The organism is Klebsiella sp. CB_Kp196 (assembly GCF_040061575.1).
GTDB classification, from domain to species: Bacteria; Pseudomonadota; Gammaproteobacteria; order Enterobacterales; family Enterobacteriaceae; genus Klebsiella; species Klebsiella michiganensis.
Map to the genome: position 1 here is coordinate 64,720 of NZ_JBEAFH010000033.1, position 20,117 is coordinate 84,836.

Here is a 20,117-nt window from a genome sequence, read left to right on the forward strand (position 1 = left end):
TTTATGATTGGGGCTTTTTTTATTCCCTTTGTACTCGTGTACTGGTACAGTGCGTCACGTTGATAACAAGAAAAGTATTTTCGACTGGAGATTTCGGCAAATGGCGACACTTACCACTACGGCAACCCGACCGTCCTTGTTTGGCGGCGTAGTGATTATTGGCGGGACGATTATTGGGGCGGGCATGTTCTCACTGCCGGTTGTGATGTCCGGCGCGTGGTTCTTCTGGTCTCTGGCGGCGCTGGTTTTTACCTGGTTTTGTATGCTTCACTCCGGGTTAATGATCCTCGAAGCGAACCTGAATTACCGGATTGGCTCGAGCTTCGATACCATTACTAAAGATCTGCTCGGCAAAGGCTGGAATCTGGTTAACGGCGTGTCGATCGCCTTTGTTCTTTATATTCTGACTTACGCCTATATCTCCGCCAGCGGCTCGATTCTGCACCATACGTTTAGCGAAATGTCGCTGAACGTACCGGCAAGGGCGGCAGGTTTCGGTTTTGCGCTGCTGGTGGCGTTTATCGTCTGGTTGAGCACCAAAGCGGTGAGCCGCATGACGGCCATTGTGCTGGGAGCTAAGGTCATTACCTTCTTTTTGACCTTTGGCAGCCTGTTGGGGCACGTTCAGCCGACCACCCTGTTTAACGTGGCTGAACAAAATGCCTCGTATATGCCCTATCTGCTGATGACGCTGCCGTTCTGCCTCGCGTCCTTCGGCTATCACGGCAACGTGCCGAGCCTGATGAAGTACTACGGCAAAGATCCGCGCACAATCGTTAAGTGTCTGGTTTACGGTACGCTGCTGGCGCTGGGTCTGTACGTGGTGTGGCTGCTGGTGACGATGGGTAATATCCCACGCCCTGAGTTTATCGGTATTGCGCAGAAGGGGGGCAACATAGATGTCCTGGTCCAGGCGCTCAGTGGGGTACTGAACAGCCGGAGTCTGGATCTGCTGTTAGTCATTTTTTCGAACTTTGCCGTTGCCAGTTCATTCCTTGGCGTGACGCTCGGTCTGTTTGATTATTTGGCGGATCTGTTCGGGTTCGATGACTCCGCGCTGGGACGCTTTAAAACCGCGCTTCTCACCTTTGTTCCGCCGATGGCGGGCGGCCTGCTGTGGCCGAACGGATTCCTCTACGCGATCGGCTATGCGGGGCTGGCGGCGACGATCTGGGCGGCAATTGTACCGGCGCTGCTGGCTCGCGCATCGCGCAAACGCTTTGGTAGCCCATTGTTTCGCGTTTGGGGTGGAAAGCCGATGATTGCTTTGGTTCTGCTGTTCGGGCTGGGTAACGTTATCGTGCATTTCCTGTCGAGCTTTAACGTATTACCCACCTATCACTAATTGAAAATGCGGCAAAAATGCCGCATTTTTCACTATCCGAGAAGCTCTTCTTTCACCTGCATCGCCAAATCAAATGAATGCAGGCGCGCCTGATGATCGAAGATTTGGCCGTTAACCATGATTTCATCGGCCTGGGTTTCCCGCAGGATCGACTCCAGCCCGTGACGGATTTTCGCTTTATCGCCGACCAGCGACATGCTCAGCGCTTTTTCGACGCCGTACTGCTCTGAAGCGGACCACAGCTGATGCATATTTTGCACCGGCGGCGGCAGCTGTCCGGTCTCGCCGCGGCGCAGTTTGACGAACGCCTGCTGCATGGACGTAAACAGAAATTCCGCATCTCTGTCGCTGTCGGCGGCAATAATGTTAATGCATACCATCGCGTACGGCTTCGCTAACCGCTCTGACGGCTGGAAGTGGGTGCGGTAGAGGTGCAGGGCCTGAAAGAGCATATCCGGGGCGAAGTGCGAGGCAAAGGCAAACGGCAGCCCAAGCTGCGCCGCCAACTGGGCGCTGTACAGGCTTGAGCCGAGCAGCCAGACCGGGATCTTCTCGCCATACCCGGGAACCGGGCGCACGTGCGGATTAGGATCGCGGGCGTCGAACCAGTCCACCAGCTCCGCGACATCGCGCGGGAAGTTATCGACATCGCCGCTCATATGGCGACGCAGCGCGCGCATGGTTGGCTGATCGCTGCCCGGCGCGCGGCCAAGGCCGAGATCGATGCGTCCCGGGTAGAGCGTATTGAGCGTACCGAACTGCTCGGCAATCACCAGCGGCGAATGGTTCGGCAGCATCACGCCGCCGGAGCCCAGATGCAGAGTGGTGGTATTCGCGGCAAGGTAGCCAATCAGTACGGAAGTCGCCGCGCTGGCGATACCGACCATATTATGGTGTTCGGCCAGCCAGTAGCGGTGATAGCCGCGCTTTTCCGCCAGCTGCGCCAGGTCTAAAGAGTGGGAGAAGGCTTCCTTTGCGGAAGAACCTTGCGGGATCGGCGCCAGATCGAGCACCGAGAACGAAACAGATTTGTCAGTCATAAAGGCTCACTTTGCTACAGCATCGTCATCAGATTGAAGGTCTTCTTCCAGCCTGGCGTATCCAGGATACGCCAGCCAGAAAAGCTGCATCTTTAATAGTGCATTAAAAAGCAGCGATAGCCATTAACAAAGTGAGCGGTTAATCAGCTCTGCAATTCCAGCCCGGCCAGTCGTCGCCAGTAGCCGTTGCAGTCGCTGTTCGCCGTCAGCGGCAGCGGCGCCGCGCCGTTTTCATTCGCCCGGAAGGCGTCCAGCATAGCGAAGGTCTCGCTACCCAGCGGCGACAGGCGAACCATATCCACCAGCCCGGTCATGGTGCTTAGCTCATTCCCGAGGTTGTAGACGTAGCCGCTCATGGTCTGAATGCCGTTGAGGACGAACACCTGCTGGTTCTCCTGCGAAAGCACGTCGCGCCCGTTAGGGTATTTTATGCAGCAGGTTTCACACTCGTCTTTCGGCCGGTCTTCCGAGCGCGCGGTAAAGCAGCGGGCGGAGTAGGCCAGCGGCAGATGACCGTAGCTCAGGACCTCTACCTCAAACCGGTCGCGAATGCCCAGCTCGTCGCACTGGGTCAGCAAATTCGCCAGCCAGTCGCGGGAAAGTTCGACCGGCATACACCAGCGCACCATGCCCTGCTTGAGCAGCAGACGCAGGGTGACGGCGTTGTAGCAGTTAAGCGCGTGCCCGGCGACGAACGGCAGCTTACGTTCCGCGCACAGGTTAACGACGCCGAGATCGCTGGCTTCAATCAGAAATTCGCCGTTATCGACATAGCGCTTCAGTTCGCCCAGCTCCGAGGACGCCTGCACCAGCGCGAGGGTGGAAAGCACCACCTGTTTACCGCTTCCCGCCAGCGTTTTTGCCATGTCGAGCCAGTCGCCGACTTTGGTGGCGCGACGTTTGCTGCATACCGCTTCGCCGAGGTAAATTGTGTCCGCGCTGCAGCTTGCCGCCTGCTGGTAAAAATCTTCCAGCGTCTCTTTTGGCCAGTAATAAAGCACCGGCCCTAATGAATATTTCATTGCTGTTCTCACTGCCATTTACGGTGATAGGCGCCAAGGGTGGTTTGCGTACCTTCGGACATGGAACCGAGGGTCTCCATCCACGCGGACTGCGGTACGAAGTTTTGCGGATCGGCTTTGCAGCGATCGATCGCCTGACGCCAGACTTTCGCCACCTGGGTAACATACGCCGGGCTGCGCTGGCGCCCCTCGATTTTCACCGAGGCAATATTGGCCGCCATCAGTTCCGGCAGCAGCTCCAGGGTGTTCAGGCTGGTGGGCTCTTCCAGCGCGTGGTAGCGTTCGCCGTCGACCAGATACCGCCCTTTACAGAGGGTGGGATAGCCGGCGTTTTCACCGTCCCGATAGCGGTCAATCAGCACTTCGTTAAGGCGTGATTCCAGCCCCTGCGGCGTTTGCTGCCAGCGCACGAAGCGCGCCGGCGAACAGGCGCCGACGGTATTCGGCGATTCGCCGGTCAGATAAGAGGAAAGGTAGCAGCGCCCTTCCGCCATAATGCACAGGCTACCGAAGGCAAAAACCTCCAGCGGCACCGGCGTGGCGCGCGCCAGCTGTTTGACCTGGTGAATCGACAGCACGCGCGGCAGCACCACGCGGGCGACGTCAAAATTGCGATGATAAAACTTTACCGCCTCTTCGTTGGTGGCCGAGGCCTGGACGGAAACGTGGCGCTCAATATGCGGATAACGCTCGGCGGCGTATTCCAGCATCGCGATATCGGCGAGGATCAGCGCGTCGGCGCCCAGCTGCGCCGCCATGTCGACCGCGCGCTGCCAGCGGGCATAACCATCAGGATGCGCGAAGGTGTTAATGGCAATATGCAGTTTGCGACGATGCTGGTGCACAAAGCTGACGGCTTCCTGCAGTTTCTTTTCGGTGAAATTAAGGCCGGCAAAGTGGCGGGCGTTGGTGTCATCTTTCAGCCCGATATAGACGGCATCGGCGCCGTTTTCGATGGCCGCCTTAAGCGCCGGAAGGTTACCGGCTGGGCAGAGCAGCTCCATAATTTTTCCTGAAAAACGCGGCCCGTCAGGGACGCTGGATGGTTAATGAGCTGGGATTTTAGTTAACCTTTTGGTGACAATTTTTGATTTGAGGCAGTTAAAAGCGTATTGGCGGGATCAATACCTGCGGCCCGGCATCGTGATTTTGTTGATTTACGCCGCTATGTCGTTTATTTGATATGGCACAATAGAGGAACTATTGCATTCATGGAGTAAAGCTTGTGTTGGATAAACTGCGTTCCAAACTGGTTCACTTTGGCCCGTCGATGATGAGCGTGCCGGTTAAGCTGGCGCCATTTGCCCTCAAGCGCCAGGTGCTGGAACAGGTATTAAGCTGGCAATTTCGCCAGGCGCTGGCGGATGGGGAACTGGAGTTTCTCGAGGGGCGCTGGTTAAGTATTCATGTGCGCGACATCGGCCTGCTGTGGTATACCTCGGTGGTGGACGGTCGTCTGGTGGTCAGCCCTGCGGCTGAAGCGGACGTTAGCTTCAGCGCCGACGCCAGCGACCTGCTGATGATCGCGGCGCGTAAGCAGGATCCGGATACGCTGTTCTTCCAGCGTCGCCTGGTTATCGAAGGCGATACCGAGCTGGGACTGTATGTAAAAAACCTGATGGATGCCATTGAGCTGGAGCAGATGCCAAAGGCGCTGCGTATTATGCTGCTGCAGCTGGCGGACTTTGTTGAAGCTGGCCTGAAAGGCCCGCAGAAACCTGAACAGACATCGGTAGGTGAGGCATGCTGATTCGAGTAGAGATTGGGATTGATGCGCCGGGTATCGATGCTCTATTGCGTCGTACCTTCGGCGGCGACGCGGAAGCGCAGCTGGTGCACAGTCTTCGTGAAGATGGCCTGATCACGCTGGGCGTGGTGGCGACGGATGACGAAGGTCAGGTCGTAGGCTACGTGGCCTTTAGCCCGGTCGCCGTCGAAGGCGAAGAGCTGCAGTGGGTTGGACTGGCTCCGCTGGCGGTCGATGAAAGCTACCGCGGTCAGGGCATCGGGCGTCAGCTGGTCTATGAAGGGCTCGATTCCCTGAACGAGTTTGGCTATGCCGCCGTCGTGACGCTTGGCGATCCGGCGCTCTATGGCCGTCTGGGCTTTGAACCCGCGGCGCGTTTCGATCTGCGCTGCCGCTGGCCCGATAGCGCTGAGGCTTTCCAGGTGCATCGTCTGGCCGATGACGCGCTGAACGGCGTGAGCGGGCTGGTCGAATATAGCGACCACTTTAATCGCTTCTGAGGCTTTCCAGCAGCGCCTCAAATGAACCGTCCCCGGCAACGAGGCGCTCTTTCTGGCGCTTCGTTAGCTGCTTAATACGATACTCAAGCCGTAACGCTAGTGAGCGTTCACCAACTTCCTGACTGAAGGCCAGCTCAAGCTCGCCTTTTCCACGCAGCGCTTTCGCGCCCTTGCCAGTCTGGTGCTGGCAAAAGCGGCGTGAAACATCGGTGGTAATCCCGGTATAAAGGCGATTATCGGCGGTACGAATCAGATAGAGAAACCAGCACACGGTACAGAGGTCGCTATGTTAAGGTGTGAACACCATAACATACTGGAGAGTAAAGATGGATACGCTCGCCGCGATCGGCCGCTGGCTGGGTAAGCAGCACGTCGTGACCTGGTGCGTCGCCCGCGATGATGAGCTGTGGTGCGCCAATGCTTTTTACGTTTATGACCCGGAGAAGGTCGCATTTTATCTGCTCAGCGATGAAAAAACGCGCCACGGTCAAATGACCGGGGAAAGCGCCAACGTGGCCGGGACGGTCAACGGCCAGCCAAAGAGCGTGGCGCTGATCCGCGGCGTACAGTTCAAAGGTAAAATTCGCCGCCTCACCGGGGAAGAAGAGGCGGCGATGCGCAAGCGCTACGTCAGCCGTTTTCCTGTCGCCCGCATGCTATCGGCGCCAGTCTGGGAGATTCGTCCCGATGAGATCAAGTTCACCGATAACACGCTGGGCTTTGGGAAAAAGCTGCACTGGCTGCGCGAATCAGGCGCCGAGCAGGCGTAAGGCTTCACGATTAAACGCCGGCAGGTCGTCCGGGGTTTTGCTGGTCACCAGCTGTTCGTTGTCGATAACCACTTCCTGGTCATAGAATTCGCCACCGGCGTTTTTCACGTCGACTACGATAGGCTTCACGGCCGTCAGTTTACGCCCGCGAATCACATCGGCGCTAATCAACAGCTGCGGGCCATGGCAGATGGCGAAGACCGGTTTGCCGCTGTTGACAAAATCGCGGGTGAAGGTGACAAAGCGTTCGTCGCCGCGCAGCGAGTCCGGTGAATATCCGCCCGGCAGCAGCAGGGCGTCGAAGTCGGCAGGGCTGACGTCATCAATGGCTTTATCGATAACGACTTCAGCTTCCCCTTTTTTCCCTTTTACCTTCTTCCCCGCCTGTTTTTCAATGGTCACCACCTTGTGTCCGGCCAGACGGTAGGCGTCCGCGGGTGAGGTGAACTCCGAGTCTTCAAAGTCGTCGGTAATTAAAACGGCTATCTTCTTACTCATTCTTCCTCCAGTGTTTCGGTGTGGAATGAGGCATTTCCCTGATGATGATGGATAATTACCTCGTAGAGTATTAAGTCTGGAACATGAGGCTGGGATCGCAACATAGAAAAATCTGCAAAGGAGTTTCGATGAGTCAAGTACTGTTAACGGGGGCAACCGGGTTAGTTGGTGGTCACTTACTGCGAATGCTACTCAACGCACAGGATATTAAGTCCATTGCTGCGCCCACGCGTCGGCCGCTGAGCGATATCTCCGGCGTATTTAACCCGCACGATCCGCAGCTCACGGACGCGCTGGCGCAGGTGGTCGATCCGGTCGATATTGTTTTCTGCTGCCTGGGGACCACCCGCCGGGAAGCGGGAAGCAAAGAGGCGTTTGTGCATGCCGATTATACGCTGGTCATTGATACCGCACTGGTGGGGAAAAAGCTGGGCGCGCAGCATATGCTGGTGGTCAGCGCGATGGGGGCGAACGCGCATTCCCCCTTTTTCTATAATCGGGTAAAAGGCGAGATGGAAGAGGCGCTGATTGCGCAGCAGTGGCCGAGGTTGACGATTGCCCGTCCATCAATGCTGGTAGGCGAGCGCGAAAAAAAACGCACCGGCGAGACGCTCCTGGCGCCGCTTTTTAGCCTGCTGCCGGGCAACCTGAAATCGATAGACGCGCGGGACGTGGCAAGCGCGCTACTCGCGGAGGCGCTCTCGCCCGCGCAGGAAGGCGTCCGCATTCTCTCCTCGTCGCAGCTGCGTGAGAGGGCCACGCGCGCGGGGGATTACTGATTTCCAAAGTTTCCCCGGAGGCGTAGTATTCATGTCCTCAATTTATCATGACACTCCTTGGGGAATGCTATGGCTGGTCAGTCTTCATCTCAGGCGGCAGCACCGTTTCAATGGTGGAAGCCCGCGCTGTTTTTTCTCGTCGTTATCGTTGGTCTGTGGTTCGTTAAATGGCAGCCCTATTACGGCAAAGCCTTTACCGCCGCTGAGACGCACAGTATCGGCAAATCCATTCTTGCAAATAGCGATGCGAATCCTTTCGCTGCGGCCTGGGATTACGCGCTGGTCTATTTCCTGGCGGTATGGAAAGCGGCGGTATTAGGCGTGCTGCTGGGATCGCTCATTCAGGTGCTGATCCCGCGTGACTGGCTGTGGCGCACGTTAGGGCAATCGCGTTTTCGCGGTACGCTGCTGGGGACCGCGTTCTCTCTGCCGGGGATGATGTGCACCTGCTGCGCCGCGCCGGTGGCTGCGGGAATGCGTAAACAGCAGGTATCCATGGGCGGCGCGCTGGCATTCTGGCTGGGCAATCCGCTGCTCAACCCGGCGACGCTGGTGTTTATGGGCTTCGTGCTGGGCTGGCAGTTTGCGCTGATTCGCCTGCTGGCGGGACTGGCGACTGTGCTGGTGGTCGCCACGCTGGTTCAGAAATGGGTGAAAGAAGCGGCGACGCAGCCCGCAGATGTGCCTGAATTGCCTGCGGAAACCGCGCAGGAAGGCTTCTTCAGCCGCTGGCTGCGCGCGCTGTGGACGCTGTTCTGGAATACCATCCCGGTTTATATTCTGGCGGTTCTGGTGCTGGGCGCCGCGCGGGTGTGGCTATTCCCTCACGCCGATGGCGTGGTGGAGAATACGCTGTTCTGGGTGATTGCCATGGCGATTGCCGGCTGTCTGTTTGTGATACCGACGGCGGCGGAGATCCCGATTGTGCAGACCATGATGCTGGCAGGTATGGGCATGGCGCCCGCGCTGGCGCTGCTGATTACGCTGCCTGCTGTCAGCGTACCGTCACTGATTATGCTGCGTAAAGCGTTCCCGGCGAAGGCGCTGTGGCTGACCGGCGGGCTGGTGGCGCTGTGCGGCGCGGTGGTTGGGGGCGTCGCTTTACTCTGATGATCTTCCCGGAGGCGGCGCTGCGCGCCTGTCCGGGCTACCGGCCCACAGCCAACGGTGAACACGTAGCCCGGCTCAGCGTGGCGCAGGCCGGGAGGCAGAGACGCTTACTTGATATAGGTAAAGGCGGTGGTGACGCGAGACACGCCGCTCACCCGGCTGGCGATATCCGCCGCCGCGCGTCCTTCACGGTCGGTGACCAGACCCATCAGGAACACTTCACCGTTTTCGGTTGTCACCTTCACGTTGGAGGATTTCACCTGGTCGGTACCCAGCAGCTGGGAGCGGACTTTGGTGGTGATCCAGGTATCCGAAGACGCGGTTCCTAAGCCGATCGGCTGGCCCTGACGCACTTCGTTAAACACCTCCGTCGTACCTTCTACGCCCATAGCGATTTGCTTCGCGCGCGCGGAGAGATCGGACGTTGGGGACTGCCCGGTCAGCAGAACTTTGCCCTGGTAGGCGGTCACGTTGATGCGGGCCTGTTTCTTAATTTGTTCATCTTTCGACAGCGCGCTGTTAACGCGCAGTTCCAGCGTGCTGTCGTCCACCTGAGTACCTACCGTACGCGGGTCCGTCGCGGCTTTAGTGCCGACTGCTGCCGTTCCGACTACCGCGGCAGCAACGCATCCCTGAAGCAGTAGCGCAGACAGCAGAATGGCGAGGGGCGAGAGAGCCTTCATGTGTTCTCCTTAATCGTCCTGGTGTGGAAAAAGCGTGTTATCGATCAAATCGCACAGACAGTTGACGGTGAGCATGTGCATTTCCTGAATTCGCGCGCTGCGATGCGACGGAATGCGGATTTCGACGTCCTGCTGCCCTAACAGGCCAGCCAGTTCACCGCCGTCATAACCGGTTAACGCCACGATAGTCATATCGCGGGTGACCGCCGCTTCCACGGCTTTCACGATGTCCCGGCTGTTGCCGCGCGTAGAAATCGCCAGCAGCACGTCGCCGGCGTGTCCCAACGCTCGCACCTGCTTAGCATAGATTTCGTCATGCAGGCGATCGTTGGCAATTGCGGTTAAGACCACATTATCGGTATTTAGTGCAATGGCGGGTAAACCAGGACGCTCTGTTTCAAAACGGTTAATCATACTGGCAGCAAAATGCTGTGCGTTGGCGGCGGAAGTGCCATTACCACAACAGAGGATTTTGTTGCCGTTCAGCAGCGACTGAACGAGCGTCATCGCCGCACGGGAGATGGCGTCCGGGAGTGCTTCCGCTGCTGCAATTTGGGTTTGAATGCTTTCGGTGAAGCAGGCTTTGATTCTGTCGAGCACGGGATCCCTTAATTCGTTTACGCTATTCGCCAAAGGCGTTTTTTAGCCATTGGATGTCGTTTCCGGTGAAGGCTACCACATCGAAACGGCAATCCACAGTCTCAAAGCTCCCATTCTGTCGGCAGAGCCACAGACGCGCGGCTTTGAGCAGTCTTTGTTGCTTTTGCGGCGTCACGCTGGAGGCGGCATCGCCGTAGTTTGCGCTGCGACGATAGCGTACTTCGACAAAGACGGTGACGCTGCCGTCGCGCATGATGAGGTCTATCTCGCCGCCGCGCTCGCGGACGTTGGCGGCGATAAAACGCAGACCCTGGCTCTCCAGCCAGCGGCGCGCCTGGGTTTCCCAGGCATCGCCGGTCTGTTTACTTAGTTGGCCGCGACGATTTGCCCACCCTGGTATTTGAGCCATGACAGTTTCCTGTTGATCACGCAATCCTGAGTGGCCGTGAGATCGCCGGTATTGCCGTTCAGCTCAAAGCCGGGAACCTGGCGCATCTGCGAGAAATGGTTGGCAAGGGACCAGGCGTCGGCGCCCATGGCGTACAGGCGCGCCAGCGAGTAGTCGTTACGAACGGCGGCCAGCGCCTGCTGCTGCAGGGCAGGGTTACTTCCCGCCAGCATCGGGATCTCGCTATATTGCAGACCTTCCATCTCCAGACGGAAGTCCGGTCCGGAAGTCCCCTGGGCGCTGCGGGAGCTGGCGTAGAGCGTCACGCCGCTCTGGCTGCCGTTACGCAGTGCGATCATCGGTTTGATGTAAGCGATTTGTTCCGGCGTGGCCAGGATATACGCGGCGTCGACGCCGCCGGTGCTGCTGACCGGCACATCGCTCGGGCTACCCAGGGCGCTGTCTTGCGCTGACGGCAGGGTTGAGACCGGCGTACCGCTTAGCGAAATACCGCTGTTGACGCTGCCGCGCAGCTCGGCGGTGGAGCCCAGGCGCTGTTGCAGGACGGTACCGCCCCCCAGCTTCAGCCACTCGTTGGCGAAGGCGGTAACCACCCGATCGCCCAGGGCGCCGCGAGGCACCAGCAGCAGCGGAGTCTGTTTGCCCTGATCGTGAATGTGATGCGCCGCGTCGCGGGCTTCATCTTCCGGCGAGAGGGCGAAATAGCAGATATTGGCCCGACTTTCGACTTTTTCCGGCTGATTGAGCGCCAGCACGTTCAGCGAGGTATTGCTCTTGATGACATCTTCGACATTATCTTTCAGCAGCGGACCGACGACGATGGTCGCGCCATCCTGCTGCACCTGGGCCAGCAGCTGGCTCATTGGCTGAGTGGTGGTGTCGTAGATTTTCAGTTCTGCGGAAGGGTTGGCTGGCGTTGCGGCGACGGCCTGAGCCTGCGGCGCTTCCGCCGGCTGGCTGGTGGCCTCCGGCGTCGGGGCTTGTACTACCGCCGGCGCGGTGACCGGCGCCGCGGTTTGCGCCTGGTCGGCCGCTGGCGCCTGTACCGGAGTCTGAGCGTTATTGGTGGTCGTCAGATCGGTGACCTCCGCCTGCGATGGGCTGACTACGGCGCTTTCGGCAACGTTCGCCGCCTGGGCGACCTGGGCGGGTACTGCGCTTCCTGCAACGGCAGGCGCGCCGTTCTTCGCCGCTTCAAAGCCCTGCTGGATCGTGCGGCCAAAAATTGCCGCCTGGCCGTTTAACGGCAGCAGCAGGGCGATTTTATTGATCGATGCGGCCTGGTAGTTCTGCATATTCACTAACTGCGTCGGCAGCATTTTCGCCCCCGGGTTTTGCGGGTAGCGAGTCTGCCAGTCTTTCACTCCCGCCTTGAGCATCGTCGGATCGCTGCGGTTATCAAACCACATGCGCTGCAGATCCAGCCAGCCCTGCAGGACGTTCTCATCGGCGTTAATGACCAGCGCGTTGGCCTGATCTTTGGTCATGGCGGTGAGCGCTTTCCAGGTCGCGTCGATGTTTTTCTGCTTTTGCGCAGGCAGGCTTAACAGCGACTGTTGGGCAATCAGGGCCCGCAGCAGGTTCAGCGAGGGTTGACCCTGGCTGGCGTCAATTTGCGCCTGCCAGTAGCGGGGCAGCTGGTTCTCCTCAAGGCTTGCCGGGTCGAGCTTGCTGAGCAGCGTCTGCGCGCCCTGGAAATCGTTCTGCGCCAGCTTCACTTCTACCGCCAGCAGCGACCTTTCGCGGCTTTGCGCACCGTTGAGATTAGACGGTAGCTGGTTGAACAGGTCGATCGCCTGCGGTTTCTTACCTTCCTTCAGCAGTGCACGAATGGCGAGTAATTGCCAGTTGGTCTTGCTATCATTCGTGCTTTGCTGCATTTGTTGCAGATAGTAACTGGAGTCTGCCTGAGCCGTACCCTGCAAATACGCCGTACTTTGATCCGGAGTATGGGTACCGCAGCCGGCAAAGATCAGCGCGGCCAGCAGTACGGGCAGACAACGCACGGGTTTAGAACGAAGAAATGTTGACGGTACCATATGTGTCCAGTGATATTTTTTTGGCTCAATGCTCAATATTAATTCGGCAATACGGACGAGACAATGAAACAACACGAATCAGCAGATAATTCTCAGGGACAGCTCTATATTGTGCCCACTCCGATAGGGAATCTGTCTGATATCACGCAACGCGCGCTGGAAGTGTTGCAAGCCGTTGATTTAGTTGCAGCGGAAGATACCCGCCATACCGGTTTGCTGCTGCAGCATTTTGCGATCAACGCCCGTTTATTCGCGCTTCATGACCACAACGAGCAGCAAAAGGCGGAAACGCTGGTCGCGAAGCTTAAAGCGGGGCAAAACATCGCGCTGGTTTCCGACGCCGGAACGCCGCTGATTAACGATCCCGGCTATCATCTGGTGCGCACCTGCCGTGAAGCTAATATCCGTGTGGTGCCTCTGCCTGGCCCTTGTGCGGCGATTGCGGCGCTGAGCGCGGCGGGTCTTCCTTCGGATCGCTTCTGCTATGAAGGCTTTCTGCCTGCCAAATCCAAAGGGCGTCGTGACACGCTGAAGGCGCTGGAAGAAGAGCCGCGGACGATTATTTTTTATGAGTCTACCCACCGTCTGCTGGAAAGCCTGGAGGATATCTGCGCTGTGCTGGGGGAGTCCCGCTACGTGGTGCTGGCGCGTGAGCTGACCAAAACCTGGGAATCGATTCACGGCGCGCCGATCGGCGAGCTGTTGGCATGGGTGAAAGAGGACGAAAATCGCCGTAAAGGTGAGATGGTGCTGATCGTAGAAGGTTTTAAAGCGCAGGAAGAGGCGCTGCCGGCGGTAGCGCTGCGTACGCTGGCCCTGCTGCAGGCTGAGCTGCCGCTGAAAAAAGCCGCCGCGCTGGCTGCGGAAATCCACGGCGTGAAGAAAAACGCCCTGTATAAGTATGCCCTGGAGCAGCAGGGAGACTAATCTCATGAGTCATTACCAGCCGCCGTTTAGCATTACTCCTGCCATTCTCAATCTGGTTGTTGAGATTGGTGAGCTGTTAGGGCACTGGTCAGCTCAAACGGGACGAGCCTCCCCCCTTCTGCGAAAAGAGAATCGTATTCGTACGATTCAGGCGTCGCTGGCGATAGAGCATAACAGCCTGAGTACCGATCAGGTCACTGCGCTAGTGGAGGGTAAACGTGTTCTTGCGCCAGCAAAAGATATTCAGGAAGTGAGAAACGCTCTTCTGGCATATGAAAAAATGCCTACATGGAAAAGCCACCGGTTAACCGATCTTTTGACCGCCCACCGGACGCTGATGATAGGGCTGGTTGATAACCCCGGCCAGCTGCGTGACGGTGATTTAGGGATCTTCCGGGATACCAGACTGGTTCATATGGCTCCCCCCGCCTCTCAGGTCGAGCGTTTGATAAACGAGTTGCTGCTATGGCTGAAAGTCACTGACATTCATCCGCTTATCGCTGGAGCTGTCTTCCACTACGAATTTGAGTTTATCCATCCATTTGCCGATGGTAATGGCCGAATGGGACGCCTGTGGCAAACCTTAATTCTTAGCCAATGGCGCGCGGAGCTTGCCTGGCTACCAGTTGAAACGTTGATGCATTATCAGCAGGAGCGCTATTACCAGGTTTTAGGGATGTGTGATAGCCAGAGTGACAGCACGCCGTTTATTGAATTTATGCTGGAAAATATGGTTATCGCGTTGAAAGATGGCATAGGACAAACAGCTTCTCTGTCGGAAGAAATGTCGGAAGAAAAAGTGGAAATGCTGGCGGCCGTTGAGGAACGGATCCTCAAGCTTTTGTCTAAAGAACCCACGCGCACCGCGAAAGACATGGCTCAGGAAATAGATGTTTCTGCCAGAACCGTTGAGCGGTATCTGAAGACGCTGCAGCAAAAGGGAAGATTACAGCGGACCGGCGCAAAAAAAAGGGGAGCCTGGCGCATTCTTTAGCGGGTTATCAGCGTACAAAACGTGATGGTCAATAGGGCAGATGTCACCGCATCTGCCTTATTTTCTATACGATGTGTAACTCAATCCCGGTACTTTTTAATGCCTTCCGATGTTCTTCATTTATTTCGCTGTCGGTAATCACGCAGTTTATTTTCTCCATCGGTAGAACTTGATTGAACCCGCGGCGATTGAATTTGCTGGCGTCCAGCACGGCAATGACCTTATGTGCCGCGGCGGCCATGACGCCGCTGATGGAGTAACCTTCGTTGAAGGTGGTGATGCCGTTGGTGGTATCGATGCCGTCTGCGCCGACGAACATCAGATCGGCGCTGATGCCCTGAAGAGAACGTTCGGCGATGGTACCGTGCATGGAGTGTGTTTTGTGGCGTACGGTGCCGCCGCAGACCACCAGGGTGATATCTTTGTTTTCGGATAGCGTAAACGCCGCGGGCAGGCTGTTGGTAATCACCGTGATATTGGTCATACGTACCAGCGCCTCGGCAATCAGTAGGGTAGTGCTGCCGCTATCCAGGATCACCGTCATGCCTTCGCTAATCATCGCCGCCGCGGCCTGGGCTATCCGTTTTTTCGGATCGCTGGCCAACTGATAACGATCTTCAAGCACCACTTCCAGATTATCTCCTTCGGTCAAATTGCTGCCGGGCCTTGCGGCACCGCCGTGAAAGCGGGTGAGTAACCCTTTTTCTTCCAGTAAACGGAGATCGGCCCGGATTGTCACTTCGGAGATGCCAAAGAGATTCGAAAGGTCCAGCACCAATACGCTACCCTGCGCATTGACCATTTCGACAATTTTATTCCTTCGCTCGAATGAGTTCATATTAATTTGCCTGATAATTAACTGATCTTAGTGTAATCGAAGGGTAATGAAAGTTGAACGATAATTTTCGAAAGGTTATGTGAGCCAGCTCTGATTGCTGGCTCAGTTGGTCAGGAGAGTTTAAGCAGGATTTTCCCCTGCATCGGCGCACCGTTGAGCGCCTGGACTTCGCGGGCAAAGCTTTCGGCATCGCCGATGTGGGTGATAAGCGGGGCAAGCTGAATGCGTTTTTCCGTCAGCAGGCGAACCGCCGTTTGCCACTCTTTTCCAGGCCACGGGCCCGAGTAGTTCATCCAGCTGCCGACAATAGTCAGCTCTTTTCGAAGAATCTGGCCAAAGGTGGCGAAAGGCAGCGTTAAGTCATGGTGCAAGGTACCCACCAGCGCCAGCTGCGCGCGCGGTCCGGCGACCTCAATGCCCAGCGCCACGGTTTGCGGCGTACCGGCGGTTTCCAGCACCAGCTGGTCGAACTGAATCTCTTCCAGCGCCGTTTGAATCTGTTTGCCGCTCATCTCCTTGCTGTTAAAGACGTGCGTTGCGCCGAGCGTTTTTGCCAGCGCCAGCTTCTGCGGGTTGATATCGATTGCCGTAATGCTTTTGGCGCCCAGTTCGCGGGCGCACTGCAACGCCAGCAAACCGATTGTGCCTGCGCCAATAATAATGACGTTTTTCCCTTCGCAGCCCTGAGCCAGATGGAAGGCGTGCAGGCCGACGGTCATCGGTTCAATAAACGCGCCGTCATCAATCGGCATCTGGTCCGGCAGACGGAACAGGTTGGCGCGTTTGACCACCACGTACTGCGCATTTCCGCCTTCGCTGCGCGAACCGACAAACTGGTACTGTTTGCAGAGAGAGAAGTATTCGCGCTGGCACTGGGGGCAGTTAAAGCAGGGGAGCAGAGGCACGCAGGCTACCGCGTCGCCCGGCTGCAGGTCGGTCACCGCTGAGCCGTAAGATTCAACATAGCCGCTGAACTCATGACCCAGGGTGATGGGATAGTAGTGGGCGCCTTTGGCGAAGATGCGCGGAATATCGGAACCGCACAATCCGGAGCTGACGACTTTGACCAGGACATCATTTTCCGTTTGTAGAGTCGGTATCGGGCGTTCTTCAACGCGCACTGTCCCCTCAGCATGGATAACCACTGATTGCATAATATTCTCCAGAAATGTCCGGGGGAGCGGATGCTCCCCCTTGAGATTAAGAAACGCCCGGGCTTTGTTGCGCGACGGCGGCTTTCTCTGCGGCGGCGAAGCTGCGCGCCCGACGCCACGTCAACAGCACGCCGGCAACATAGATGACGCCGATAACCACAAAACCCACCACGTTTTGCCAGGTGAAGAGCTGAATGAGCAGCCAGGTAACCGGTGAACCGCCCTGGTCCATAGAGGCCACAAGGCCGCCCGTCTTCAGAGCCCCGGCGTTAGCCGCCAGCTGGGTATGCATGCCGATGGTCTGCGTGGCAATCCATAGCGTTATCCCCATCAGGATGATCCCGGAAATCAGCGTGCGGAACAGGTTCCCCTGGTGTACCGCCACCGCCATGGCGACAAAGAATCCAATGGTCGCGAGATCGCCGAACGGCAGGACCTGGTTGCCCGGCACCACAACCGCGATCAGAATAGTTAGCGGAATAAAGATCAGGCTGGCCGATACGACCGAGGTATGACCAAGCAGCAGCGCCGGATCGAGACCAATCAGGAAATCCTGGCCGCCAAACTTCGCCTGCAGACGTTTACGCGCCTGTTTGGCAATCGGGTTCAGGCCATCCATGATAGGTTTGATGACGCGCGGCATCAGCAGCATGACGGCCGCGGTTTTCACCGCCAGCTGGAGGATGCCCTTCAGGTCGTAGCCCGCCAGCGCGCCGATGACCAGACCCATTACAAAACCGACGGTGACCGGTTCGCCAAACGGACCGAAGCGTTTCTGGATGTCGTCAGCGCTGAAGTGGATGCGGTTCAGGCCGGGAATTTTTTCGATAATCGTATCGACCAGCACCGCTATCGGCCCTAAATACGCCGAGCTACCGTGCGGAATAGCAATACCATCGAGGCCGAAAAAGTCGCGGGTATCCTTCGCAAACCAGTCGCCGAGCTTGTAGACGAAAGCCGCATGCACCACTACGCCAAGAATCCCAATCCAGTAAGAACCGGTCGCGATATGCAGCATTGCGCCGGTAAAGGTCATATGCCAGATGTTCCAGATGTCGACGTTCACGACGCGAGTCATTCGGGTGACCAGCATGAAAATGTTGACCGCGATGGCGATGGGAATCGCCACCAGCGCGATTTGCGAGGCCCAGGTCATCGGCGACGACCCCGGCCAGCCAATATCAATCACGTGCAGGTTAATCTGGAAATGCTCCGCCATCGCTTTCGCCGCCGGGCCGATGGAGTCGAGCATCAGGCCGATAACCAGGCCGATACCGACGAAACCAATCCCGATGTGCAGGCCTGATTTAAAACAGTCCCCGAGCTTCATCCCCAGTATTTTGGAGAAGATGATGATCACGATCGGCAGCATCACCGTTGGACCAAGGTCGAGGATATAACGCATGATTTCGCTAAACATGGGCGTTACTCCGTCAGGATGTTCAGGATTTTTTGCTGCAGTTCTTCAATGCCTACGCCAGAAATGAAAGGCATACCGTGAACCACCGGAATGTCGCCAAAGGTTCTGTCAACCCGGGCGGTGGTGCAGATGAGGTGCGCGCCGTCCATATAGGTTTCGATTTCATTCACCCGACACTGCACCAGGTCCAGCTCGATGCTGTGGTCCGCGCACAGATCTTTGATCTCTTCTGCGGCCATGGTCGAGGTGGCGACAGCGCCGCCACAGGCGACGATTACTTTACGTTTCATAGGGTACCCCTTTTATTATCAGTCTGTTATAAAGCCTGAGCGCTGGGCTCTGACTCAAGGATAGAGTGCCGAAACAGCTCGGGCAGCTGCTCCTGTGAGGCAGCCAGCAATGCTTCAAGCGTGTTCGGGTTTTGTAGCTCACTAAATAACCGGCGCAGCAGCTGTAGCTGTGCAGTCGGATTTTCTACAATCAGCGCGATGATTAACGAAACGTCGATTTCGCCGTCGTCGTCAGCACGCTGAAAAGGGACCGGGTTGTCCGGGCGAATCAGGTAGATAGCCGGAGACTTCGCATGTACCGCCTCGCAGTGGGGAATCGCGACCGCGTGCTGCTCCAGCGCAATGCCGGTGGGGAAAGTTGCTTCTCGTTCGAGCAGCGCCAGTGGATAGCTGTCGTGCACAACGCCGCGCGCCAGCATCTCTTCGCCAATGTGCTCCAGCGCCTGCCGGCTGGAACTAAAATGAATGCCGGTACGAACAAAAAATTGACTCATAAATCCTCTTTACTTCAGGCGATTTCGGATGAACAGCCGTAACGGTAGGCACGCAGCACATCCTGAATTTTGTCGAGGATGAGGTCGTGCGGCACGGCGGCGAGTTCGTTTAACGACAGTCGTTCAAACTGCACGGGCATATACTGGCTGATAAGGCCCAGCGGCAGTTTAGTTTCGGTCAGGTTTGCAATTAACTTTTCCACGCTCTGGCGAATACGCGGATGCGGCCAGTAGTAGCGAATGCGATCGGACAGGCTGAAGTGGATATCCACCATTGCCTGGCTCCAGGTCGGGCGGTAGTACTTCTTCCAGTAGCCCGGCTCGTTAAGCATTACTTCATCAATCACTTCCATCACGCGGCTGCGGGATTCCGGAGCGATCAGCTCATTTTCCATTTGCGCGAGGGCAAAAATGGCTTCGCGCAGCGCGAAGGTTAGCGCCGGGCCAACTTTCAGGATGGCGTAATGGTCGCGCACCAGCGCCCGGTAGGCCTGACGAGACTGGTAATCAGTCGAGTGCGCTTCGTAGACCATCGGCGTGCCTTCGATCCACGCGGAGAGCGCTTTGGCGGCCTCTGGCTGGTAATGAATAATTTGCGTATGGTCGAACTCAACGCCGGGCTGTACCACGATAGCGATGACGCGTTCCAGCGCTGCGTTAAGACCCAGCTTGCGGAAAGCGGCTTCATGGGTTTCCAGCGTTGCCGCCGCATCCTGGGCGCGGGTTACGTGGACGCTGCCGATGGTGCTGGCTTCGCCGCCGGGAACCGGAACTTCGGTGCCGATGACGTAGGTCAGATGGCGTTTCTGCGCGTCGGTTGCCGTCTCTTCCGCGGCCTGGCACAGGCGAGCGGCACGTTCGGCGACGACGGCCGGGTCCAGCGGTACCGGATCGTCAGCGCAGGACATTGAGGCATCGAGATGGATTTTGCTGAAGCCCGCGGCGACGTAGGCTTTAATCAGATCGACCGATTTTTCCATCGCTTCGGCGGCGGGGTCGCCCTGCCAGCAGTTCGGCCCGAGATGATCGCCGCCAAGGATGATGCGCTCTGACGGGAAACCGACTTCGCGGGCAATTTTATTCACGAAATCACGGAAGTCCGCAGGCTGCATTCCGGTGTAGCCGCCAAACTGGTTAACCTGATTAGAGGTTGCTTCGATAAGAACCTTGTTGTTGGTATGCAGATCGAAACGTAACGCGGCTTCGATAACCAGCGGATGCGCGGAACAAACTGAGCAGATGCCGATGTGTTCGCCAGCTTTGTGGCGGGAAATAATATCTTTCATTTAAAACCTCCGTTTTCTTTCGAATATATTCGTTATGTTTTGTTTTGCCCGCAAACTCCTTTGTTTTGATTTGTGATCAATCTCGAAAAAAAGAAAGATAAAACGTAATGTTACGAAAGTTAAAGATAAAAAAACGCTCTGGCGATGACGGCAGAGCGTTTTTAATTTATTG

General features: G+C 57.1%; 23 protein-coding genes. 8 read left to right on the forward strand and 15 right to left on the reverse strand.

Annotated features, from left to right (window positions below; translation table 11 throughout):
- The first annotated feature begins 100 nt into the window (after positions 1–100).
- Entirely contained in the window at positions 101–1,345 is a 1,245-nt protein-coding gene (mtr, locus tag ABLU87_RS07060; RefSeq protein WP_025108146.1) for a tryptophan permease, read from the forward strand.
- A 32-nt stretch (positions 1,346–1,377) separates the two neighbouring features.
- Here mtr and ABLU87_RS07065 read toward each other — a convergent pair whose 3' ends face one another.
- The 3 genes from ABLU87_RS07065 to ABLU87_RS07075 form a co-directional block, all read right to left on the reverse strand.
- Entirely contained in the window at positions 1,378–2,385 is a 1,008-nt protein-coding gene (locus tag ABLU87_RS07065; protein WP_032693258.1) for an LLM class flavin-dependent oxidoreductase, read from the reverse strand.
- A gap of 143 nt (positions 2,386–2,528) precedes the next feature.
- The gene (locus ABLU87_RS07070; RefSeq protein WP_064404321.1) at positions 2,529–3,407 is read right to left on the reverse strand and encodes a U32 family peptidase; all 879 of its coding nucleotides are present in this window, start codon (positions 3,405–3,407) and stop codon (positions 2,529–2,531) included.
- Positions 3,408–3,415: 8 nt separating this feature from the next.
- On the reverse strand, positions 3,416–4,411 hold the full coding sequence (locus ABLU87_RS07075) for a peptidase U32 family protein (protein WP_004106058.1): 996 nt from the start codon (positions 4,409–4,411) through the stop codon (positions 3,416–3,418).
- A gap of 221 nt (positions 4,412–4,632) precedes the next feature.
- Here ABLU87_RS07075 and ABLU87_RS07080 point away from each other — a divergent pair, with 221 nt between their 5' ends.
- Entirely contained in the window at positions 4,633–5,157 is a 525-nt protein-coding gene (locus ABLU87_RS07080) for an SCP2 domain-containing protein (protein ID WP_004854523.1), read from the forward strand.
- Positions 5,151–5,654 (forward strand): N-acetyltransferase, encoded by a 504-nt coding sequence (locus tag ABLU87_RS07085; protein WP_004125592.1) that lies wholly within the window; start codon positions 5,151–5,153, stop codon positions 5,652–5,654. The genes ABLU87_RS07080 and ABLU87_RS07085 overlap by 7 nt, the downstream gene beginning before the upstream one ends.
- Here ABLU87_RS07085 and ABLU87_RS07090 read toward each other — a convergent pair.
- Positions 5,641–5,925: a GIY-YIG nuclease family protein gene (locus ABLU87_RS07090; RefSeq protein WP_004854522.1), complete on the reverse strand. Its 285-nt coding sequence runs from the start codon at positions 5,923–5,925 to the stop codon at positions 5,641–5,643. The two genes, ABLU87_RS07085 and ABLU87_RS07090, sit on opposite strands and share 14 nt — an antisense overlap.
- A 55-nt stretch (positions 5,926–5,980) precedes the next feature.
- Here ABLU87_RS07090 and ABLU87_RS07095 point away from each other — a divergent pair, with 55 nt between their 5' ends.
- Entirely contained in the window at positions 5,981–6,424 is a 444-nt protein-coding gene (locus ABLU87_RS07095) for a YhbP family protein (protein ID WP_046878315.1), read from the forward strand.
- Here the strand turns inward: ABLU87_RS07095 and ABLU87_RS07100 are convergent.
- The gene (locus tag ABLU87_RS07100; protein WP_122116730.1) at positions 6,404–6,922 is read right to left on the reverse strand and encodes a type 1 glutamine amidotransferase domain-containing protein; all 519 of its coding nucleotides are present in this window, start codon (positions 6,920–6,922) and stop codon (positions 6,404–6,406) included. The genes ABLU87_RS07095 and ABLU87_RS07100 overlap by 21 nt on opposite strands.
- Positions 6,923–7,050: 128 nt before the next feature.
- On the opposite strand from ABLU87_RS07100, the gene ABLU87_RS07105 reads away from it, so the two are divergent.
- Together ABLU87_RS07105 and ABLU87_RS07110 are read left to right on the forward strand one after the other, a co-directional pair.
- A complete protein-coding gene (locus ABLU87_RS07105; protein ID WP_102804061.1) occupies positions 7,051–7,701 on the forward strand; it encodes an NAD(P)H-binding protein in 651 nt (216 codons plus the stop codon).
- Between the two features lie 69 nt (positions 7,702–7,770).
- Entirely contained in the window at positions 7,771–8,811 is a 1,041-nt protein-coding gene (locus tag ABLU87_RS07110; RefSeq protein WP_064404317.1) for a permease, read from the forward strand.
- 107 nt (positions 8,812–8,918) lie between these two features.
- Here the strand turns inward: ABLU87_RS07110 and dolP are convergent, their stop codons facing one another.
- From dolP to ABLU87_RS07130, 4 genes are read right to left on the reverse strand one after another with little or no spacing between them, the layout of a single operon-like run.
- Positions 8,919–9,494, reverse strand: a complete 576-nt coding sequence (gene dolP, locus ABLU87_RS07115; protein WP_004125578.1) for a division/outer membrane stress-associated lipid-binding lipoprotein — start codon at positions 9,492–9,494, stop codon at positions 8,919–8,921.
- A 9-nt stretch (positions 9,495–9,503) separates the two neighbouring features.
- Entirely contained in the window at positions 9,504–10,094 is a 591-nt protein-coding gene (gene diaA / locus ABLU87_RS07120; protein ID WP_002918211.1) for a DnaA initiator-associating protein DiaA, read from the reverse strand.
- 22 nt (positions 10,095–10,116) lie between these two features.
- The gene (locus tag ABLU87_RS07125; protein WP_014226966.1) at positions 10,117–10,503 is read right to left on the reverse strand and encodes a YraN family protein; all 387 of its coding nucleotides are present in this window, start codon (positions 10,501–10,503) and stop codon (positions 10,117–10,119) included.
- Positions 10,461–12,542 (reverse strand): penicillin-binding protein activator, encoded by a 2,082-nt coding sequence (locus tag ABLU87_RS07130; protein ID WP_102804058.1) that lies wholly within the window; start codon positions 12,540–12,542, stop codon positions 10,461–10,463. The genes ABLU87_RS07125 and ABLU87_RS07130 overlap by 43 nt, the downstream gene beginning before the upstream one ends.
- A gap of 63 nt (positions 12,543–12,605) precedes the next feature.
- Here ABLU87_RS07130 and rsmI point away from each other — a divergent pair, with 63 nt between their 5' ends.
- Both rsmI and ABLU87_RS07140 read left to right on the forward strand, forming a co-directional pair.
- A complete protein-coding gene (gene rsmI / locus ABLU87_RS07135) occupies positions 12,606–13,469 on the forward strand; it encodes a 16S rRNA (cytidine(1402)-2'-O)-methyltransferase (RefSeq protein WP_014226964.1) in 864 nt (287 codons plus the stop codon).
- 4 nt (positions 13,470–13,473) lie between these two features.
- A complete protein-coding gene (locus ABLU87_RS07140) occupies positions 13,474–14,463 on the forward strand; it encodes a Fic family protein (protein WP_014226963.1) in 990 nt (329 codons plus the stop codon).
- A 64-nt stretch (positions 14,464–14,527) separates the two neighbouring features.
- Here the strand turns inward: ABLU87_RS07140 and ABLU87_RS07145 are convergent, their stop codons facing one another.
- The 6 genes from ABLU87_RS07145 to gatZ all read right to left on the reverse strand — a co-directional run bounded on the left by ABLU87_RS07145 (position 14,528) and on the right by gatZ (position 19,945).
- Positions 14,528–15,301: a DeoR/GlpR family DNA-binding transcription regulator gene (locus ABLU87_RS07145; RefSeq protein ID WP_014226962.1), complete on the reverse strand. Its 774-nt coding sequence runs from the start codon at positions 15,299–15,301 to the stop codon at positions 14,528–14,530.
- Between the two features lie 110 nt (positions 15,302–15,411).
- Positions 15,412–16,455 (reverse strand): galactitol-1-phosphate 5-dehydrogenase, encoded by a 1,044-nt coding sequence (gatD, locus tag ABLU87_RS07150; protein ID WP_014226961.1) that lies wholly within the window; start codon positions 16,453–16,455, stop codon positions 15,412–15,414.
- Positions 16,456–16,501: 46 nt separating this feature from the next.
- Positions 16,502–17,875: a galactitol-specific PTS transporter subunit IIC gene (locus ABLU87_RS07155; RefSeq protein ID WP_122116729.1), complete on the reverse strand. Its 1,374-nt coding sequence runs from the start codon at positions 17,873–17,875 to the stop codon at positions 16,502–16,504.
- A 5-nt stretch (positions 17,876–17,880) separates the two neighbouring features.
- Positions 17,881–18,165 carry a PTS galactitol transporter subunit IIB gene (gatB, locus tag ABLU87_RS07160; protein ID WP_004106023.1) on the reverse strand — a complete coding sequence of 95 codons (285 nt, stop codon included), beginning with the start codon at positions 18,163–18,165 and terminating at the stop codon, positions 17,881–17,883.
- A 26-nt stretch (positions 18,166–18,191) separates the two neighbouring features.
- Positions 18,192–18,659 carry a PTS galactitol transporter subunit IIA gene (gene gatA / locus ABLU87_RS07165; RefSeq protein ID WP_122116728.1) on the reverse strand — a complete coding sequence of 156 codons (468 nt, stop codon included), beginning with the start codon at positions 18,657–18,659 and terminating at the stop codon, positions 18,192–18,194.
- A gap of 14 nt (positions 18,660–18,673) precedes the next feature.
- Entirely contained in the window at positions 18,674–19,945 is a 1,272-nt protein-coding gene (gene gatZ / locus ABLU87_RS07170; protein WP_122116727.1) for a tagatose-bisphosphate aldolase subunit GatZ, read from the reverse strand.
- Between the last annotated feature and the right edge of the window lie 172 nt (positions 19,946–20,117).

Excerpts from the sequence above, each read along its gene's own strand:
- gatB (WP_004106023.1), bottom strand. The coding sequence starts at position 18,165 with ATGAAACGTAAAGTAATCGTCGCCTGTGGCGGCGCTGTCGCCACCTCG.
- gatD (WP_014226961.1), bottom strand. The coding sequence starts at position 16,455 with ATGCAATCAGTGGTTATCCATGCTGAGGGGACAGTGCGCGTTGAAGAA.
- gatZ (WP_122116727.1), bottom strand. The coding sequence starts at position 19,945 with ATGAAAGATATTATTTCCCGCCACAAAGCTGGCGAACACATCGGCATC.
- mtr (WP_025108146.1), top strand. The coding sequence starts at position 101 with ATGGCGACACTTACCACTACGGCAACCCGACCGTCCTTGTTTGGCGGC.
- ABLU87_RS07065 (WP_032693258.1), bottom strand. The coding sequence starts at position 2,385 with ATGACTGACAAATCTGTTTCGTTCTCGGTGCTCGATCTGGCGCCGATC.
- ABLU87_RS07085 (WP_004125592.1), top strand. The coding sequence starts at position 5,151 with ATGCTGATTCGAGTAGAGATTGGGATTGATGCGCCGGGTATCGATGCT.
- rsmI (WP_014226964.1), top strand. The coding sequence starts at position 12,606 with ATGAAACAACACGAATCAGCAGATAATTCTCAGGGACAGCTCTATATT.
- ABLU87_RS07155 (WP_122116729.1), bottom strand. The coding sequence starts at position 17,875 with ATGTTTAGCGAAATCATGCGTTATATCCTCGACCTTGGTCCAACGGTG.
- ABLU87_RS07075 (WP_004106058.1), bottom strand. The coding sequence starts at position 4,411 with ATGGAGCTGCTCTGCCCAGCCGGTAACCTTCCGGCGCTTAAGGCGGCC.
- ABLU87_RS07105 (WP_102804061.1), top strand. The coding sequence starts at position 7,051 with ATGAGTCAAGTACTGTTAACGGGGGCAACCGGGTTAGTTGGTGGTCAC.
- ABLU87_RS07095 (WP_046878315.1), top strand. The coding sequence starts at position 5,981 with ATGGATACGCTCGCCGCGATCGGCCGCTGGCTGGGTAAGCAGCACGTC.
- ABLU87_RS07100 (WP_122116730.1), bottom strand. The coding sequence starts at position 6,922 with ATGAGTAAGAAGATAGCCGTTTTAATTACCGACGACTTTGAAGACTCG.
- ABLU87_RS07070 (WP_064404321.1), bottom strand. The coding sequence starts at position 3,407 with ATGAAATATTCATTAGGGCCGGTGCTTTATTACTGGCCAAAAGAGACG.
- dolP (WP_004125578.1), bottom strand. The coding sequence starts at position 9,494 with ATGAAGGCTCTCTCGCCCCTCGCCATTCTGCTGTCTGCGCTACTGCTT.
- ABLU87_RS07110 (WP_064404317.1), top strand. The coding sequence starts at position 7,771 with ATGGCTGGTCAGTCTTCATCTCAGGCGGCAGCACCGTTTCAATGGTGG.
- ABLU87_RS07130 (WP_102804058.1), bottom strand. The coding sequence starts at position 12,542 with ATGGTACCGTCAACATTTCTTCGTTCTAAACCCGTGCGTTGTCTGCCC.
- ABLU87_RS07125 (WP_014226966.1), bottom strand. The coding sequence starts at position 10,503 with ATGGCTCAAATACCAGGGTGGGCAAATCGTCGCGGCCAACTAAGTAAA.
- ABLU87_RS07145 (WP_014226962.1), bottom strand. The coding sequence starts at position 15,301 with ATGAACTCATTCGAGCGAAGGAATAAAATTGTCGAAATGGTCAATGCG.
- ABLU87_RS07140 (WP_014226963.1), top strand. The coding sequence starts at position 13,474 with ATGAGTCATTACCAGCCGCCGTTTAGCATTACTCCTGCCATTCTCAAT.
- gatA (WP_122116728.1), bottom strand. The coding sequence starts at position 18,659 with ATGAGTCAATTTTTTGTTCGTACCGGCATTCATTTTAGTTCCAGCCGG.